The sequence below is a fragment of the Blastococcus sp. KM273128 genome (assembly GCF_021698975.1).
In the GTDB taxonomy this organism is placed as follows: Bacteria; Actinomycetota; Actinomycetes; order Mycobacteriales; family Geodermatophilaceae; genus Blastococcus.
On the sequence record NZ_SSXA01000003.1, the window covers coordinates 26,364 to 42,026 of the forward strand.

General features: G+C 74.7%; 17 protein-coding genes. 4 read left to right on the forward strand and 13 right to left on the reverse strand.

Annotation, left to right across the window (positions count from 1 at the left end):
- Window positions 1-18 precede the first annotated feature (18 nt).
- From E9529_RS01620 to E9529_RS01630, 3 genes are read right to left on the reverse strand one after another with little or no spacing between them, the layout of a single operon-like run.
- A complete protein-coding gene (locus tag E9529_RS01620) occupies window positions 19-729 on the reverse strand; it encodes a hypothetical protein (RefSeq protein ID WP_236829364.1) in 711 nt (236 codons plus the stop codon).
- Between the two features lie 37 nt (window positions 730-766).
- On the reverse strand, window positions 767-1,294 hold the full coding sequence (locus tag E9529_RS01625; protein WP_236829365.1) for a glutathione peroxidase: 528 nt from the start codon (window positions 1,292-1,294) through the stop codon (window positions 767-769).
- Window positions 1,295-1,310: 16 nt separating this feature from the next.
- Window positions 1,311-1,715 (reverse strand): DUF2237 family protein, encoded by a 405-nt coding sequence (locus E9529_RS01630; RefSeq protein WP_236829366.1) that lies wholly within the window; start codon window positions 1,713-1,715, stop codon window positions 1,311-1,313.
- Between the two features lie 55 nt (window positions 1,716-1,770).
- On the opposite strand from E9529_RS01630, the gene E9529_RS01635 reads away from it, so the two are divergent.
- On the forward strand, window positions 1,771-3,741 hold the full coding sequence (locus E9529_RS01635) for an acetoacetate--CoA ligase (protein ID WP_236829367.1): 1,971 nt from the start codon (window positions 1,771-1,773) through the stop codon (window positions 3,739-3,741).
- A 160-nt stretch (window positions 3,742-3,901) separates the two neighbouring features.
- A complete protein-coding gene (locus tag E9529_RS01640) occupies window positions 3,902-5,158 on the forward strand; it encodes an acyl-CoA dehydrogenase family protein (protein ID WP_236829368.1) in 1,257 nt (418 codons plus the stop codon).
- Window positions 5,159-5,223: 65 nt separating this feature from the next.
- Here E9529_RS01640 and E9529_RS01645 read toward each other — a convergent pair whose 3' ends face one another.
- The 10 genes from E9529_RS01645 to E9529_RS01695 all read right to left on the reverse strand — a co-directional run bounded on the left by E9529_RS01645 (window position 5,224) and on the right by E9529_RS01695 (window position 13,818).
- Window positions 5,224-6,234, reverse strand: coding sequence for a MerR family transcriptional regulator (locus E9529_RS01645; protein WP_236829369.1), 1,011 nt, complete (start codon window positions 6,232-6,234; stop codon window positions 5,224-5,226).
- 41 nt (window positions 6,235-6,275) lie between these two features.
- On the reverse strand, window positions 6,276-7,397 hold the full coding sequence (locus E9529_RS01650) for a hypothetical protein (protein ID WP_236829370.1): 1,122 nt from the start codon (window positions 7,395-7,397) through the stop codon (window positions 6,276-6,278).
- A 49-nt stretch (window positions 7,398-7,446) separates the two neighbouring features.
- The gene (locus E9529_RS01655; RefSeq protein ID WP_236829371.1) at window positions 7,447-8,652 is read right to left on the reverse strand and encodes an MFS transporter; all 1,206 of its coding nucleotides are present in this window, start codon (window positions 8,650-8,652) and stop codon (window positions 7,447-7,449) included.
- Between the two features lie 69 nt (window positions 8,653-8,721).
- Window positions 8,722-9,066, reverse strand: a complete 345-nt coding sequence (locus tag E9529_RS01660) for a TfoX/Sxy family protein (protein WP_236829372.1) — start codon at window positions 9,064-9,066, stop codon at window positions 8,722-8,724.
- A 44-nt stretch (window positions 9,067-9,110) separates the two neighbouring features.
- The gene (locus E9529_RS01665; RefSeq protein ID WP_236829373.1) at window positions 9,111-9,812 is read right to left on the reverse strand and encodes a DUF4386 domain-containing protein; all 702 of its coding nucleotides are present in this window, start codon (window positions 9,810-9,812) and stop codon (window positions 9,111-9,113) included.
- Window positions 9,809-10,276 carry a hypothetical protein gene (locus E9529_RS01670; RefSeq protein WP_236829374.1) on the reverse strand — a complete coding sequence of 156 codons (468 nt, stop codon included), beginning with the start codon at window positions 10,274-10,276 and terminating at the stop codon, window positions 9,809-9,811. Before E9529_RS01670 ends, E9529_RS01665 begins: the two co-directional genes overlap by 4 nt.
- 78 nt (window positions 10,277-10,354) lie before the next feature.
- Window positions 10,355-11,047, reverse strand: coding sequence for a TetR/AcrR family transcriptional regulator C-terminal domain-containing protein (locus E9529_RS22345; protein ID WP_304505553.1), 693 nt, complete (start codon window positions 11,045-11,047; stop codon window positions 10,355-10,357).
- Window positions 11,048-11,096: 49 nt separating this feature from the next.
- Entirely contained in the window at window positions 11,097-11,609 is a 513-nt protein-coding gene (locus tag E9529_RS01685) for a cupin domain-containing protein (protein WP_236829375.1), read from the reverse strand.
- Between the two features lie 72 nt (window positions 11,610-11,681).
- Entirely contained in the window at window positions 11,682-13,391 is a 1,710-nt protein-coding gene (locus tag E9529_RS01690) for an alpha-glucosidase (RefSeq protein WP_236829376.1), read from the reverse strand.
- A 37-nt stretch (window positions 13,392-13,428) separates the two neighbouring features.
- Window positions 13,429-13,818, reverse strand: coding sequence for a VOC family protein (locus E9529_RS01695; RefSeq protein WP_236829377.1), 390 nt, complete (start codon window positions 13,816-13,818; stop codon window positions 13,429-13,431).
- Window positions 13,819-13,944: 126 nt separating this feature from the next.
- Here E9529_RS01695 and E9529_RS01700 point away from each other — a divergent pair, with 126 nt between their 5' ends.
- Window positions 13,945-15,282, forward strand: coding sequence for an MFS transporter (locus E9529_RS01700; RefSeq protein WP_236829378.1), 1,338 nt, complete (start codon window positions 13,945-13,947; stop codon window positions 15,280-15,282).
- Entirely contained in the window at window positions 15,270-15,662 is a 393-nt protein-coding gene (locus E9529_RS01705; protein WP_308195244.1) for an FKBP-type peptidyl-prolyl cis-trans isomerase, read from the forward strand. Before E9529_RS01700 ends, E9529_RS01705 begins: the two co-directional genes overlap by 13 nt.
- Window position 15,663 lies beyond the last annotated feature (1 nt).

A 15,663-nucleotide genomic window follows, 5' to 3' on the forward strand; every position in this document is an offset into this window, starting at 1 on the left:
ACCAGCCCCGCCGGGAGGTCAGCGCTTCTGCCGGCGACTGCCCCCGTGCCAGTCCTCCTGCTGCCCGACCTCGCCCGGCTGCACCCCGAACGCGGGCAGCTGCGGGCGCTCGCGCAGGCTGCGCTTCAGCTCGGCGAACCCCGGGAACGAGGCCAGCCCGACGACGTGGTCCCACAGCGCGACGGCCTCGTCCTCGGCGGGCAGCCGGCTGATGACCGGCCCGAAGAACGCGACGCCCTCCGGTGGCCGGAAGTGCAGGATCGGCGTCCCGACGTCCTTGCCGGCCAGGCCGAGGGCCTCGTCGGTCTCGGCCTGGATCTGCGCGTCGCGGCCGCCGTCCTCCAGCGCGTCGGCGAGGTCGGCGGGGAGCCCGGCGTCGGCGAGCACGGGTGCGACGAACTCCGTCGTCCCCCGCTCCGCCCGGTCGCCCTCGGGGCCGCGCTCGAAGACGCGCCGGCCGCACGCCTCGTAGAACCGGGCGACGCCCTCGTTGCCGTGGTCGTCGCGCACGTGGGCGGCGACGCGGAGCAGCCGCAGCCCGGCGGTGTGCCCGGCCTCGTACTCGGGCGGGAAGTGGGTGGCGTAGTCCACGTGCGCGTTGAGCAGCCGCAGCGAGATGAACCGCCACTCGACGTCGTACTCCCGCTGCGCGCTCACCTGCCGGACCCACTTGCTGGTCATCCAGGCGAAGGGGCAGACCGGGTCGAACCAGAAGCGCAGATCGGCCATGGGGCGAACCTAGGTGCTCCCGCCCGCCCGCGCCGGGTCAGCCGGGGAGGACCGACTCGATCGCCGCGCGCACCTCGGGGGAGTCGGGCTCGGTGCGCGGGCGGAAGCGGGCGACGACGCGGCCGGTCCCGTCGAGCACCCACTTCTCGAAGTTCCACTGGACGTCGCCCGCGGTGCCGTCGAGGTCGGGCACCGCGGTCAGCCGCTGGAAGAGGGGGTGCGCGCCCGGACCGTTGACCTCGGTCTTCTCCGTCAGCGGGAAGGTGACGCCGTAGGTGGCCGAGCAGAACTGCTCGATCTCCTCGGCGGTGCCGGGCTCCTGGCCCATGAACTGGTTGCAGGGCACCCCGACGACGCTGAACCCGCGCGGCCCGTACTCCTCGTGCAGCGCCTCGAGCGCGGTGTACTGCGGGGTGAGCCCGCACCGGCTGGCCACGTTCACCACCAGCGCCGGCGACCCGCCGGTGAGCTCCCGCAGCGTGGTGGTACTGCCCTGCAGCGTGGTCAGGGGCGTGTCGAGGAGGTCGTCCATGCCGCGCGGCAGCGCCTCCGGCCGGGCGTTCATTCCTGGCCCGGGGCGCTCACCCCAGGCCGCTGACGTCGTCGGGCACGTCGACGGCGTACCGGCGCAGCGCCGCCAGCGGCACCACCTCGAGGGCGCGGGCGTTGGTCGAGGCCAGCACCACGCCCGCGGCCGCCCCCGCCTGGTAGGCCTGCAGCCACCGGGTGGCGACGACGCACCAGCGGTCGCCCGGCCGCAGCCCCGGGAAGCCGTACTCCGGGCGCGGGGTGGACAGGTCGTTGCCCAGCTCCCGCTGCAGCGCCAGGAACTCGGTGGAGACGACGGCGCAGACGGTGTGCGAGCCGACGTCCTCCGGCCCCGAGGTGCAGTGCCCGTCGCGGTAGAAGCCGGTCAGCGGGTCGGTCGAGCACGGTTCGAGCGGTCCACCGAGCACATTCAGCTCGTCCGCGGGGTCGGGCTGCACGGGCACTCCTCGAGGGGGCGTGGTCGGCGGGCGCCCAGGATGGCATGGTGCGGGCGTGACCGAGACCACCGAGATCCTCTGGCGTCCCTCCGCCGCCTCGATCGCCGGCACCCGCATGGCCGCCTTCGCCGCCGACGTGGCCGCGCGCCGGGGCGTGACCTTCGGCGACCCCGTCGACTACGACGCCCTCTGGCGCTGGTCGGTGGAGCACCTCGACCAGTTCTGGGGCGACCTCGCGCGCTGGACCGGTGTCCTCGACGTCCCCGACGAGCAGGTGCTCCCCTCTCGCGGGATGCCCGGCGCGGTCTGGTTCCCCGGCACGACGGTGAACTACGCCGAGCAGGTGTTCCGCCAGGCCGCCGACGACCGGCCCGCGCTGATCGCCGTCGCGGAGGACACCGAGCCCGTCGAAGTGCCGTGGGCCGAGCTCCGCGCCCGGGTGGGTGCCTTCGCCGCGACCCTGCGCCGGCTCGGCGTGCGCCCCGGCGACCGGGTGGCCGGCTACCTGCCCAACGTGCCCGAGACCGTCGTCGCCTTCCTGGGCGCCGCCGCGGTCGGGGCGGTGTGGTCCTCCTGCGCGCCGGACTTCGGCACCCGCGCCGTCCTCGACCGGTTCGCGCAGATCGAGCCGACCGTGCTGGTCGCCGTCGACGGGTACCGGTTCAACGGGCGGGAGCACGACCGGCGGGAGGTCGTCGCGCAGCTGCGGGAGGCGCTGCCCTCGGTGCGGACGACGGTCGCCGTCCCGCGGCTGTTCCCCGACGAGGTGCCCGACGGCGCCCTGGCCTGGGTCGACGCCGTGGCCGAGGGTCAGGACCCGGTGTTCGAGCCGACGCCGTTCGACCACCCGCTGTGGATCGTCTACTCGTCGGGCACCACCGGCCTGCCCAAGGGGATCGTGCACGGGCACGGCGGGGTGGTGCTGGAGCAGCTGAAGTCCGGCCGGCTGCACCAGGACCTCGCCCCCGGCGACCGCTTCTACTGGTACACCTCGACGGCCTGGATGATGTGGAACGTCGTGGTGTCGTCGCTGCTCTCCGGGGCGACGGCGATCCTGCACGACGGCGCCCCGGCGTACCCGACCGTGGATGCGCAGTTCGCGCTCGCCGCCCGGCTCGGGACGACCGTGCTGGGCACCAGCCCCGGCTACCTGGCCGCCTGCCAGAAGGCCGGCGTCCGCCCCCGCGACGACCACGACCTCTCGGCGCTGCGCGTGCTGGCCAGCACCGGGTCGCCGCTGCCTGCGTCCTCGTACCACTGGGTCTACGACGCCGTGGGCAGCGACCTGCAGCTGACGTCGGCCTCCGGCGGCACCGACGTCGCCACCGGCTTCATCGGGTCCAGCCCGCTGCTGCCGGTGACGGCGGGGGAGCTGCAGCGGCCCAACCTGGGCGTCGCCGTGGCGTCGTGGGACGAGCAGGGCCGGCCCGTGGTGGGGGAGCTGGGTGAGCTCGTGGTCACCGAGCCGATGCCCTCGATGCCGCTCTACTTCTGGAACGACCCGGACGGCGCCCGCTACCGGGCCGCCTACTTCGAGCCGTGGCCCGGCGTCTGGCGGCACGGCGACTGGCTGGAGATCACCGAGCGCGGCACCTGCGTCATCACCGGCCGGTCGGACTCCACGCTCAACCGCGGCGGCGTGCGGATGGGCACCGCCGACATCTACGCCGCCGTCGAGGCCTTCCCGGAGGTGCTCGACTGCGTCGTCCTCGGCGTGGAACTGCCCGAGGGCGGCTACTGGATGCCGCTGTTCGTGCAGCTCGCGCCCGGGACCGAGCTGACCGAGGACCTGGTCGGGCGGCTGCGGTCGGCGATCCGCGAGCAGGCCTCCCCGCGGCACGTGCCGGACGAGGTGATCGCCGTCCCCGGGGTGCCGCACACCCGCACCGGGAAGCGGCTGGAGGTGCCGCTCAAGCGGCTGTTCCAGGGCGTGGACCCGGCGAAGGCGGTCAACACCGGCACCGTGGACGACGCCTCGCTGGTCGAGTACTACATCGAGCTCGCCCGCCAGCGCTCGGGCGGTTAGTGCACTTTCCGCCCCGACGGTTTGTGCACTTTCCGCCCCGACGGTTCGTGCACCAACCGCCCGGTGACAGTGATCACCTCGGCGGATGAGCCGGCTGCGCGGGGGGAAGGTCCTGCCGCCAGGGTGCAGTGATCACCGCCCTCGACGAGGAGGACGAGCCATGCCGACCGCCGACGAGATCCTCGAGCCGCAGCCGCCCGCGCTGCTGCCACCGTGGCACACCCCGGAGCGGGAGGCGCTGCAGGAGCAGGCGCGCCGGTTCGCGATGGAGGAGGTGCTGCCGGTCGCGGACGAGCTCGACCCGCAGAAGGGCCTCATCCCGGCGTCGCTGCTGGCCAGGCTCGCCGAGCTGGGCTACTTCGGCATCACCGTGCCCGCCGAGCAGGGCGGGATGGGCCTCGGCGTCTTCGAGTACTGCATGGTCAGCGAGGAGCTCGCCCGCGCCTGGATGTCGACGGCCAGCATCCTGGCCCGCTCGCAGGGCCTCGGGACGGCGGTGCCCGACGCGGACCGCCGGCACGAGTTGATGGCCCGCAGCGCCCGCGGCGAGTGGATCGGTGCGATCGCGCTCTCCGAGCCCGACGCCGGCTCCGACCTGGCCGGCGTCTCCACCCGCGCGGTCCTCGACGGCGACGAGTGGGTCGTCACCGGCCGCAAGCGGTGGTGCGGCAACGCCGAGGCCGCGGACTTCATCCAGGTGCTGGTGCGCGAGCGCGATCCCGAGCCGGGGGAGTCGCGCTCGGCCGGGCTGCTCAACCTGCTGCTGGAGAAGGAGCGCGGCGCGTTCCCCGAGGGGCTGACCGGCTCCCCCATCGACAAGATCGGCTACCACGGCTTCCTGACCTGGGACCTCACCTTCGACGGCGTCCGCATCCCCAAGGACAACGTCATCGACCAGGCCAAGGCCGCCCGCGAGGACAGCGACGCCGAGGGCGAGGAGGCGAAGCAGGCGGGCTTCGCCGAGGCGCAGAAGTTCCTCAACACCGCGCGGGTGCACACCGCGGCGCGGGCGGTCGGGCTGGCGCGGGCCGCGCTGGAGGACTCGATCCGCTACCTGCAGGAGCGCGAGCAGTTCGGCCACCCGATCGGCGACTTCCAGGCGCTGCGGTTCGCCGTCGCCGAGATGGCCTCGCAGATCGAGCAGTCCCGGGCCTTCTACCGGCAGGTCGCCCACCTGCTCGACCTCGGGCTGCCGGTCGCCAAGGAGGCGTCGATGGTGAAGCTCGAGGCCACCGAGATGTCGGTGCGGGTGACCAACCAGGCCATGCAGCTGCACGGCGGCAACGGCTACACCACCGAGCGGCAGGTGGAGCGGCACTGGCGGGACGCCCGGCTGACCACGATCTTCGAGGGCACCAGCGAGATCCAGAAGCGGATCATCAGCGACCGCCTGCTGCCCCGCTCACCCCTCGGCTGAGGACTGTGCACCTGCCGGGGTCACGCGGGCGCGCGTGACCCCGGCAAGTGCACAGCGGCGGTGGATCAGCCCAGCGCGATCGGCATGAGCATGCTGACGTCGCCCGCACGGTCGGGCGAGCGCAGCACCAGCGGCGAGATCGGCCCGTCGAGGTGGAGCACCAGCTGCCCGGCGCCCTCCGCGTCGAGCGCCTCCAGCAGGAACGCGCGGTCCACGCCCACCTCGACGTCGCCGAGGGTGAGCACGGCCGCGGTCTGCTCGGCGCCGTCCTCCGGGCGGCGCACCGTGCGGCTGGGCGCGGCGGCGACCTCCGCGCGGAACCGGTCGACGTCGAGCTCCACCCGCCGGGCGGCACCCTCCGGCAGCACCCGCCGGTAGTCGGGGAAACCGGCGTCCACCCGCCGGGCCGTGTGCGCCCGGCCGCCCGCCTCCACCACGACGTCGTCCCCGTCCACCCGCACGGTGGCCGGGCCGTCCGCAGCCGTCCCGAGGAGCTCGTCCACGAGACCGATCGGCAGGATGGCGCTGACCGGCCCGCCGGCGAGCGTCCCCGGCACCTGGCGGACGGCGAGCCGGTAGCGGTCGCTGGCCACCAGGCGGACGGCGTCGGCGTCGGCGTCGAGCAGCACGCCGGTGAGCATCGGCAGCCCCGGGTCCGTGCCGACGGCGAAGCGGACGCCGCGCAGCGCGTCGAGCAGGGCGGTGGTCGTGGTGGTGATCGTGGTCATCGGGCTCTCCTCGGCCAGCAGGGATCGGGCTGCGGAGAGCTCGCGACGGGCGTCGGCCAGGCCGGCCTCCAGGCGCCGCAGGTGCGCCTCGAGGACGGCGTCGACCGCGGCCGGGTCGTCCCGGTGGGCCACGACCCGGCGGATCTCGGCCAACGGCATGCCGACCCGCCGGAGCCGGGCCACCAGCCGGGCGGCGACGACCTGCTCGTCGCTGTACCAGCGGTAACCGGTCCACGGGTCCACGTGCGCGGGCACGAGCACCCCGGCGCCGTCGTAGAACCGCAGCGCGCTCACCGTCAGGCCCGAGTCGCGGGCCAGCCGGCCGATCCCCCGCATGCGTCCCTCCACGGGGAGCACCGTCGGGCCTCGACCGGGTCGAGGGTCAAGCATCAGGCGTCGTCCGGGTGCTCGGCCGGCTCCCGCGGGCGCACGGCGTCCAGCGAGCGGCGGACGTTGCCGAAGATGTTCCCGGCCTCGAACAGGTCGTCGTCGGTGGTAGCCCGCGCCCGGCGCAGCTCGGTGGCGAACGCGGCGACGGCGCCGTCGGCACGGCGGACCGCCTCGGGATCGGCGGCCGCCCCCTCGACGGAGCGGAGCACCTCGGCCAGCGCGGCCAGCGCCTGCGCCGCGGAGGGGCGCAGCGCCGGCCCGAGCGCGACCCGCTCGTGCTCCGCGACCTCGGTCTCGGCGATCACGAGGGTGAGGTCCTCGACCAGCAGGGTGAGCCGCTCCAGCGCCCGGGCCTGCTCGTACAGCCGGTCGGCGGCGGGCCGGTAGCGGGCGGCCCGGCGGTTGCCGCGTCGGGCCTCGTCGGTCTCCTGCACGGCCTCTCGCATCTGGGCGAGCAGCGGGTCGATGGTGCGCATGCGACCGCGCCACTCGTCCTGCGTCGGCGGGTGCTCCTGGCGCAGCCCGTCGGCCAGGTCGTCGAGCTGGCCGGCGAGCGTCTCGCGCAGCGCCCCCAGCGCGTCGTCGGCGGGGGCGAGCGGCAGCGGCGGGAACGCCGCGGCGACCAGGATGCCGACGAGCGCGCCGGCGAAGGTCAGGCCGGCGAAGCCGAGGACGTACCCGGTCGGGTTGCCCTGGCCGAGGATGAGCGTGAACAGGGCCGCCGTCGGCAGCCAGCTGCTGCCGCTGCCCAGCCGCCGCCAGCCGGCCAGCAGCACGCCGGTGGCCACCACCAGCGCCAGGGCCAGCAGCTGGGGGTCGACGAGCGCGTCGCCGGCGAGCGCGACCGCGGCGCCCAGGGCGATCGAGGCCACGGTCTGGAGCGACTGGCGCACCGAGCTGGCCAGCGTGGAGGCGGTCGTGGCGACGACGGCGCCGAGCGGTGCGTAGTAGGGGTAGTCGGCGACCGGCCCGGGGACCAGCTGCGCCAGCACCCAGGCCACCGTCGCCGCGACCGCCGCCCGGACGGCGAGCCCGATCCGCGGGTGGCGGGCCCAGGTGCGGCGCACCGCCCCGGGCCGGCGGGCCCGGCGGGCAACCGAGGGGACCGTGCCGTGCTGCATCGTCCTCATCCCGTCCCCGGAGCTGACCCGACCTGGCATTGCACCACGGTCAGCCGGCGACGGGCACGTCGTCCTCGGCGTGCGCGATGTGCGCGAGCTGCTTCCAGATGAGCACCAGGATGACCGCCGACCCCGCGAACGCGAACCAGAACGGCCCGGTGATGCCCCAGACCCGGGCGATCAGCCCGCCAGCGGCCTGGCCGGCGACGATCCCGCCGAAGACCCCGAGGTAGTAGAGGCTGCCCACCCGGCCCTGCAGGTGCGCGGGGACGGCGCGCATGCGCACGGTGCGCGACGTCGTCCCCCACACGAACGCGTGCGCCCCGAACACGAACAGGATCGCCGCCGCCACCCAGGGCGCCGTGGTCAGCGCCAGCCCGAGGTGGGTGAAGGTCTCGATGACCAGGCCGATGCGCATGAGCAGGGCCAGGCTCGCGCGCCGGGCCAGCCAGTCGTAGGACACGGTGCCGAGCAGCCCGCCGACCGCCGTCACCGTCGTCAGCAGGCCGAACCCGATCGCGCCGAGGTCGAGCCGGTCGGTCGCGTACAGGACCAGCACCGACCAGGCGGCGCCGTAGGTGACGTTGAAGGTGACGATGGTGATCGTCAGCGTGCGGACCGGGCCGTTGCCCCAGGTCCAGCGCAGCCCCTCGACGATCTCCCGGCCGACGTGCCGCTCGCCGGGGGTGCGGGGGAGCGGCGGCAGCGCCATGCGCACCAGCAGCAGCGCGCCGAGCGCCACGCACAGCCCCTGCACGAGGAACGGCCAGGCCGAGCCGGCCGCGAACAGCACCGCGCCCAGGGCCGGACCGGCCATCTGGTTCATGGTCAGCGCGCCGGCCATCAGCCGGGCGTTGCCGGTGCCGAGGTCGGCGCGGCCGACGACCATCGGCAGCAGCGTCCCGGAGGTGGTGTCGGCGAAGACCTCGGCGGTGCCCAGCAGGAACATCGCGGCCAGGACCACGACCACGGTCACCTGCCCGGTGACGAGCGCGAGGGTCAGGACGCCGAGGACGACGGCGCGCGCGACGTCGACGGCGATGACCAGCAGCCGGCGGTCCACCCGGTCGGCCAGCACCCCGGCGTAGAGGCCGAACAGCAGCCAGGGCAGCCGCTGCAGCAGCGCGGCGAGCGCGACGACGAACGGGTCGCTGGTCTGCGCGGCCACCAGCAGCGGCCCGGCGGCCAGGGCGATGCCGTCGCCGAGGTTGGTGGCCCAGGAGGAGCCGACCAGCCAGCGGAACGGCGTTCCCATGCGGGCCGGGAGCACTGCTTCGACGACCCGGCCCACGAGGGAGAGAGCTTAGGGCCGCCGCCGGGAACGTCAGCGCGGCGCCGTCTGCTCCGCGTTGAACTCCAGGACGGCGTCGACCCAGAAGCGCAGGTCCTCGTCCCGGACCAGCGCGTCCCCGTCGACGGCGATCCAGCCCTCGCCCATCGACCGGCCCGCGCCCATCTCCGCCCGGCGCGCCCCGGGGGCCTCGAGGTACCCGGCGTCGCGGTCGCGGGAGACGCGCACCAGCAGGGCGCCGCCCCCGGCCGACACGCAGGCCACCATCTTCTCGTCGACCATGAACGCGAGCCCGCCGAACATCTTCACCTCGCGGACGGCCCTCCCGTCGGGGAGCGCGTCGCGGACGCGGTCGGCGAGCGCGGCGTCGTAGGCCATGCGCGGTCCTCTCGTGGGGGGCCCCGGCAGCGTAGGGCCCGCGGTCACCCCACGGGCGGTCTGCGCTCCTCCCGGCCGCGGGACGGCCGCCGAGCGCGGACCAGCAGCCACAGCGCGAGCAGCACCTCGCCCGGGAACGTGACCAGCGCGACGGTCGGCCAGGAGCCGCCCGAGAGCACCGCACCGGCGCTGTCGTGGGCGTAGCCCAGACCGGCCACGACGAGCAGGACGCCCAGCACCCGCGGGGTCCAGGCCGAGCGGGTGGCCAGCACCCCGACGAGCACCAGGTGGACGCCGAACAGCAGGAGGCCGGCGTTCCAGACCGCCTCGAACCGGTCGATCGCCGCCGCGCCGAGCACCGGGTCGGTCGCGAGCAGGTCGGCCGCGGCTGCCAGGTGGCCGATCGCGACGAGGAACACGGCCGCGTAGACGAGCCGGAACGCCGCGGCGAGCAGCGACAGCCCGGCATCCACCGGTGCGAACACCCGGTGCAGCGCCCAGGCCACGGCGACGTCGAGCGCGACCACGGCGGTCAGGCAGACGATGCCGGCGCGGAACAGCCCCTCGGCGGCGAGCACGTCGGTGGCTGTGCGTGCCGGGTCGCCGGGCGTCACCAGCCCCTGCACGCCCAGGCCGTAGCCCATCCCGGCGAGCACCGCCATGAGCAGGAGCGACGTGCCGGCGACCAGCCCGGCGCGGCGGTCCGGTCCCGGCGGCGCCGCCACCGGGACGGCGGTCGCGGTCACCGGCCGGCCTCCGTCACGCGGAGGAAGTCGCCGACGCCGAAGAGGCGGTGCATCCGCCGCTCGAACGGTGGGAAGAACCGGTCCGCCTCGGCCGCCGGGACCAGGCGCGGTCGCTCCACCGGTACCGACCGGCCCTCGTGCTCGACGGTGGCGCCCCCGCCCGTCAGGACGTTGCGCACCCAGTCGGCGCCCGGGCCGTAGGGAAGGGCGAAGACGAAGCCGTCGCCGGTGGGCACCGCGACCGCCGGCGTCCGGTACGCGGTACCGCTGGCGCGGCCGCGGTGGTGCACGACCGCCGCGTACGCCCCCGGCTGCCCCGCCGTGGCGAGCTGGCGGGGGTTGGTCACGTCGCGGTTGAAGCGGCGGACGGCGCGCTGCACCGGGGGCCACTTCGCGCGGAAGGACTGGACGAACAGCGCGGCCAGCAGCACGACCAGCGCTGCAGTGGCCCGGACGGCTCCCATGGCGTCTCCCTTACGTCGTAAGCCTCCTTACGGCGTAAGGTAGCGGGCGCGCGGGGGCGTGTCCAGCCGGTCGGGAGCTCAGTCCCGGGAGACGCGCCGGTCGAGGCCGTCGAGCAGGAGGTCGAGGGCGAACTCGAACTCGGCCTGGTCGTCGCACCAGCCGAGCATGCCGTCGTCCTGGTGCGCGGTGTCGGCGAGCATGCCGGCGAGGTGCGGGTAGACGTCGGCCAGCTGCTCGAGCATCGCCATCGCGTCCGCACCCCCGGTCTCGGGATCGGCGGGGGCGAACAGCTCGCGGGTGAAGCCGAGCGCCCGGGAGCCGAGCGCGTGCATGGCGTGGTGCGCGAGGTCGTAGGAGAAGCCCCCCGCCCGCAGGATGCCGAGGAGCCCGTCGAAGTAGCCGATGATCTCGGCGTTCATGGCGGTCCGCGTCTCGATGACCGTCGGCGCCCACGGGTGGCGCAGCAGGACCTGGCGGGCGGTGAGGATGCGGGCCCGCAACGCCGCGCGCCAGTCCTCCTCCGGGTCCGGGCCGACGCCGGCCACTGCGGCCACGATCTCGCCGACCACCACCTCCACGACGCCGTCGAGGACGGCCTCCTTGTTCGCGACGTGGTGGTAGAGCGACATCGCCTCGACGTCCAGGTCCTGCGCCAGCCGCCGCATGGTGAGCGCGGGCAGCCCGTCGCGGTCGGCGAGCTCCACCGCGGCCTGCAGCACGCGGCGGCGGGTCAGCGCGGAGCGGGCGGCGACGTCGGTACGGGGAGCCATGGACCACCTGTCCGCGGGAGGGGCGACCCGTACAGCGTAAGGAGGTCGCTCACCAGGCCGGTGGCGTGAGGTCATAGCGCCGCACCACGTCGGCCTGCCAGTCGGGCTCGCCGAACTCCAGGCCGTACGAGGCGGCGAGCGCGACGAACTCCTGCGGATCCGTGACCCCGGCGGCGGCGAGGTCGGCGACGTCCCGGAAGAACAGCTCGAACCCAGCGGGGCTGATGATCTCGATCATCCGGGCCGGGGCGTCGCCCGCATTCCACATGGCGTGCATCTCGCCCCGCGGCTTGGTGATGTAGCCGCCCGGGCCCAGCACGGCCTCCCGGTCACCGGACCGGAAACCGATCTCGCCCTCGACGACGATCGAGTACTCGTCCTCGCGCGTGTGCAGGTGCGCCGACACGTAGGTACCGACCGCGAACGGGTGCTCGACCACGGCCAGCGAGCCACCGGTGTCCGCGCCCCACAGCTTGAAGGCCACGCCGAGGCCGTCCCCGAGGTCGGCCGCGCGCCCCTCACCCGGGCGCACCACGGTGAGCGGCGGTGCCTCGTCGTCCATGGCCCCTCCCGGGTCTCGGCGTCGATGCTGGCCCGGCCGCAGCAGCGTGTCGAGGGGTCCGCCGCGCGCCGGTCAGGGCAGGCGGAGGACGCGGGCCTCCCAGGGGCGCAGCTCGGCGGGGTCGTCGTCGGGCATGTTGCCCAGCACCAGCTCCGCGGCCGGGGCCTCGGGCAGCAGCTCGGCGAGCCGGTACGGCGTCCGCGAGAGGTTGCAGACGACGAGCAGCTCGCTGCCCGCCAGCGAGCGGGTGAACGCGTACACCTCGTCGTGGTCGGGCAGCAGCATGGTGAAGTCGCCCAGCGCCACGACGTCGTCGGCGTGCCGCAGGGCGATCAGCCGCCGGTAGTGGGCCAGCACCGAGTGCTCGTCGTCCCGCTGGGCGGCCGCGTTCCACTCGACGTGGTCGGGGTTGACCGCGAGCCACGGCATCCCGGTGGTGAACCCGGCGTTCGCCGAGGCGTCCCACTGCACCGGCGTGCGGGCGTTGTCGCGGCTCATCGCGCGCAGCGCGGTCAGCACCTCCGCCGGGTCGTGGCCGGCCGAGACGGCGTGCACGTGGTGGTTGAGCGACTCGACGTCGGCGAACTCCTCGAGCGAGGTGAACGGGTAGTTCGCCATCCCGAGCTCCTCGCCCTGGTAGACGTACGGGGTCCCCCGGTGCAGGTGCAGCAGCGTGGCCAGGCAGGTCGCCGAGTCGCGCCGGTACCGGGGCGAGTCGTCGCCGAAGCGGGAGACGGCGCGCGGCTGGTCGTGGTTGTCCCAGTAGAGGGAGTTCCAGCCGACGTCGGCCAGCCCCGCCTGCCAGCGCCCGAACGACGCCTTGAGGTCGCGCAGCCGCAGCGGGTGGACGTCCCACTTCGAGGTGCCGTGGTCGAGGCCCACGTGCTCGAACTGGAACACCATGTCCACCTCGGCGCGGGCCGGGTCGGTGAACAGCCGCGCCTGCTCCACCGTGACCCCCGGCATCTCACCCACGAGCAGCAGCTGCTCGGGGTGGCCGGCGAAGACCTCGCGGTGCATCTCCTGCAGGAACTCGTGGATCCGCGGGCCGCAGAGGTAGGACGCCGACCCGTCGCCCAGCGACGAGCCGGGCAGCGGCGGGCCGTCGTGCAGGTGCCCGTCCGGGCCGACGTCCTTGCTGATCATGTTGATGACGTCCATGCGGAAGCCGTCGACCCCGCGGTCGAGCCACCAGCGCATCATCTCGTGGATCGCGTGCCGGACCTCCGGGTTCTCCCAGTTCAGGTCGGGCTGCCGGCGGTCGAACAGGTGCAGGTAGTACTCGCCGCTGGCCTCGTCGAGCTCCCAGACCGGCCCGGAGAAGAACGACTGCCAGTTCGTCGGCTCCGCGCCGGGGGCGCCGGGTGCCATGCCCTCGCGCGGCGGGCGCCACCAGTACCAGTCGCGCTTGGGGTTGTCCGTCGAGGAGCGCGATTCCAGGAACCACGGGTGCTGGTCGCTGGTGTGGTTGACCACCAGGTCCATGACCAGCTTCATGCCGCGGGCGTGCAGCGCGGCGATCAGCTCGTCGAGCTGCTCCAGCGAGCCGAACAGCGGGTCGATGTCCTGGTAGTCGCTGATGTCGTAGCCGTTGTCGGCCTGTGGCGAGGGGTAGACCGGCGAGAGCCAGAGGACGTCGACGCCGAGGTCGGCCAGGTGGTCCAGGTGCAGCAGCACGCCGCCGAGGTCGCCGATCCCGTCGCCGTCGGAGTCCATGAAGGAGCGGGGGTAGACCTGGTAGACGACGGCACGGGTCCACCACGGCGGCTGCTCGGCAGGCATGCGCCCAGCCCAGCACGCCGGGCGGCGCCCCGCACGGTCAGGGCGGCGGCGCCCCGTGGTGCACCGCCTCCACGTTGTTGCCGTCGGGGTCGCGCAGGAAGACCCCGTAGTAGCCCGGGTGGTACTCGGGCCACACCCGCGGCTCGTGCAGGACCTCCGCGCCGGCCTCGCGTGCGGCGGCGAAGACCGCGTCGACGGCCTCGCGGGAGGGCGCGGCCAGGGCCAGGTGCACCGGGCGGTGGCCGGTGTCCTCGGCGGGGCTGGTCCACAGCTGCGGCTGCCCGTCGGGTCCGCACAGCCCGATCACCGGCCCGGCCGGGGTGTCGATGCGCATCGCCTCGCGAACCCCGCAGGCCGCGAAGACGCGCTGGTAGAACGCCGCCGCCGCCTCGGCGTCGGCGCACTGCAGACCCAGGTGGTCGATCATGGCGCGGACCGTAGCGGCGGGGACCGACGACGCGGGCCGCCGCCGTTCCGCCGTCGGGGAAACGGCGTGCGTCCTGTCGTACCCGTGGCCCACGCTGGGCGCGCTGACCACCGACGGAGGAGTGCGATGACGCTGCCACGCGCCCTGGCGCCGTTGCGGCACCGCTCCTACCGGCTGCTCGCGGCGGCGATGGCGCTCTCGCTGCTCACCCAGGGGCTGTGGGCGATCGCGATGGTGTGGCAGGTCGTCGCGCTCGGCGGCGGCCCCGGCGCGCTGTCGCTCGTCGCCGCGCTGAGCTCCGGCGGCATGCTGGTCATGACGCTGCTCGGCGGGGCGCTGGCCGACCGGGTGTCCCAGCGCCACCTGCTGCTGCTCGTGGCGCTGCTGCAGGGCGGCGCCACCGCCGTGGCCGCCGCCCTCTCGCTCACCGGAGTCCTGGAGCTGTGGCAGCTGGCGGCGGTCGCCCTGGTCGACGGCGCGGCGCTCGGGCTGTTCTACCCGGCGTACTCCGCCCTGGTCCCGGCGCTCGTCCCCGAGGGCGACCTGCTGGCGGTGAACGGGCTGGAGGGAGCGGTGCGCCCGGTGCTCGGCCAGGCGGCGGGGCCGGCGGTCGCCGGGTTCCTCGTCGCCGCCTGGTCCCCGGGCGCGGCGATGGCCGGCACCGCCCTGGCGGCCTTCCTCGCGGCCGCCTTCCTGCTCGCGCTGCCGCTGACGCCGGTGCGCCGGGAGCACGTCGACGGCGTGCCGCCGGGTCTGCTGGCCGACGTGCGCGAGGGCGTCCGCTACGTCGTCGCGACGCCGTGGCTGCTGGCCACGCTGCTGTTCGCGGCCTTCATGCTGCTCGCCTTCATCGGGCCGTTCGAGGTGCTCGTCCCCTTCGCCATCGAGGACGCCGGCGGCGGCGCGAGCCAGCACGCGTGGGTGCTGGCCGCGTTCGGGCTGGGCGGGGCGCTCGGTTCGCTGCTCGTCGCGTCGTGGCGGTTGCCGCGCCGCTACCTCACGGTGATGAACCTGCTGTGGGGCGTGGGCTGCGTGCCGATGGTCGTCTTCGGGTTCACCACCGACCTCGTGATCATGCTCGTGGCCGCCGCGGCCGCGGGCGCGACCTTCCAGGCGGGCATGGTCATCTGGGGCACGCTGCTGCAGCGCCGGGTGCCGCCGGCCCTGCTCGGCCGGGTGTCGAGCCTCGACTTCTTCGTCTCGCTGAGCCTCATGCCGCTGTCGATGGCGCTCGCCGGGCCGCTCAGCGAGCTGGTCGGGCGATCGGGGGCCTTCCTGATCGCGGGGCTGGTGCCGCCGGTGCTCGCCGTCGTGGCCATCGTGGCCGCGCGGCTGCCCGCCGACGAGATCGCCCACCCGCTCGACGTCGGCCGGCCCGAGCCGGAGCCGCCGAGCGCTGCTTGGATGGGGGACGACGGCGCCGGGACCGCCCCGGCGCGGGAGGGAGAACCGTGGCTGAGCTGACCCGACCCGAGGTCGAGCCGCCGACCGGGCCGGCCCCCGACGACCTGGTGATCGAGGACCTCGTCGTCGGCGACGGCGAGGAGGCCAAGGCCGGTGACCTGGTCAGCACCCACTACGTGGGCGTCACCCACGAGGGCGGCGAGCAGTTCGACGCCTCCTGGGACCGCGGCGACCCGCTGGAGTTCCGGGTCGGCGTCGGCATGGTCATCCAGGGCTGGGACGAGGGCATCGTCGGGATGAAGGTCGGCGGCCGCCGCCGGCTGACCATCCCGGCGCACAAGGCCTACGGCGACCGCGGCGCCGGTGGCGTGATCAAGCCGGGTGCGACGCTCGTCTTCGTCGTCGACCTCGTCGGCGTCCGCTCCTTCACCGGGGGCTGAT

Bases quoted from the DNA above. Each gene is read 5' to 3' on its own strand.
- E9529_RS01620 (WP_236829364.1), bottom strand. From the start codon at position 729: ATGGCCGATCTGCGCTTCTGGTTCGACCCGGTCTGCCCCTTCGCCTGG.
- E9529_RS01625 (WP_236829365.1), bottom strand. From the start codon at position 1,294: ATGAACGCCCGGCCGGAGGCGCTGCCGCGCGGCATGGACGACCTCCTC.
- E9529_RS01640 (WP_236829368.1), top strand. From the start codon at position 3,902: ATGCCGACCGCCGACGAGATCCTCGAGCCGCAGCCGCCCGCGCTGCTG.
- E9529_RS01650 (WP_236829370.1), bottom strand. From the start codon at position 7,397: ATGCAGCACGGCACGGTCCCCTCGGTTGCCCGCCGGGCCCGCCGGCCC.
- E9529_RS01655 (WP_236829371.1), bottom strand. From the start codon at position 8,652: ATGGGAACGCCGTTCCGCTGGCTGGTCGGCTCCTCCTGGGCCACCAAC.
- E9529_RS01660 (WP_236829372.1), bottom strand. From the start codon at position 9,066: ATGGCCTACGACGCCGCGCTCGCCGACCGCGTCCGCGACGCGCTCCCC.
- E9529_RS01670 (WP_236829374.1), bottom strand. From the start codon at position 10,276: ATGGGAGCCGTCCGGGCCACTGCAGCGCTGGTCGTGCTGCTGGCCGCG.
- E9529_RS22345 (WP_304505553.1), bottom strand. From the start codon at position 11,047: ATGGCTCCCCGTACCGACGTCGCCGCCCGCTCCGCGCTGACCCGCCGC.
- E9529_RS01685 (WP_236829375.1), bottom strand. From the start codon at position 11,609: ATGGACGACGAGGCACCGCCGCTCACCGTGGTGCGCCCGGGTGAGGGG.
- E9529_RS01690 (WP_236829376.1), bottom strand. From the start codon at position 13,391: ATGCCTGCCGAGCAGCCGCCGTGGTGGACCCGTGCCGTCGTCTACCAG.
- E9529_RS01695 (WP_236829377.1), bottom strand. From the start codon at position 13,818: ATGATCGACCACCTGGGTCTGCAGTGCGCCGACGCCGAGGCGGCGGCG.
- E9529_RS01700 (WP_236829378.1), top strand. From the start codon at position 13,945: ATGACGCTGCCACGCGCCCTGGCGCCGTTGCGGCACCGCTCCTACCGG.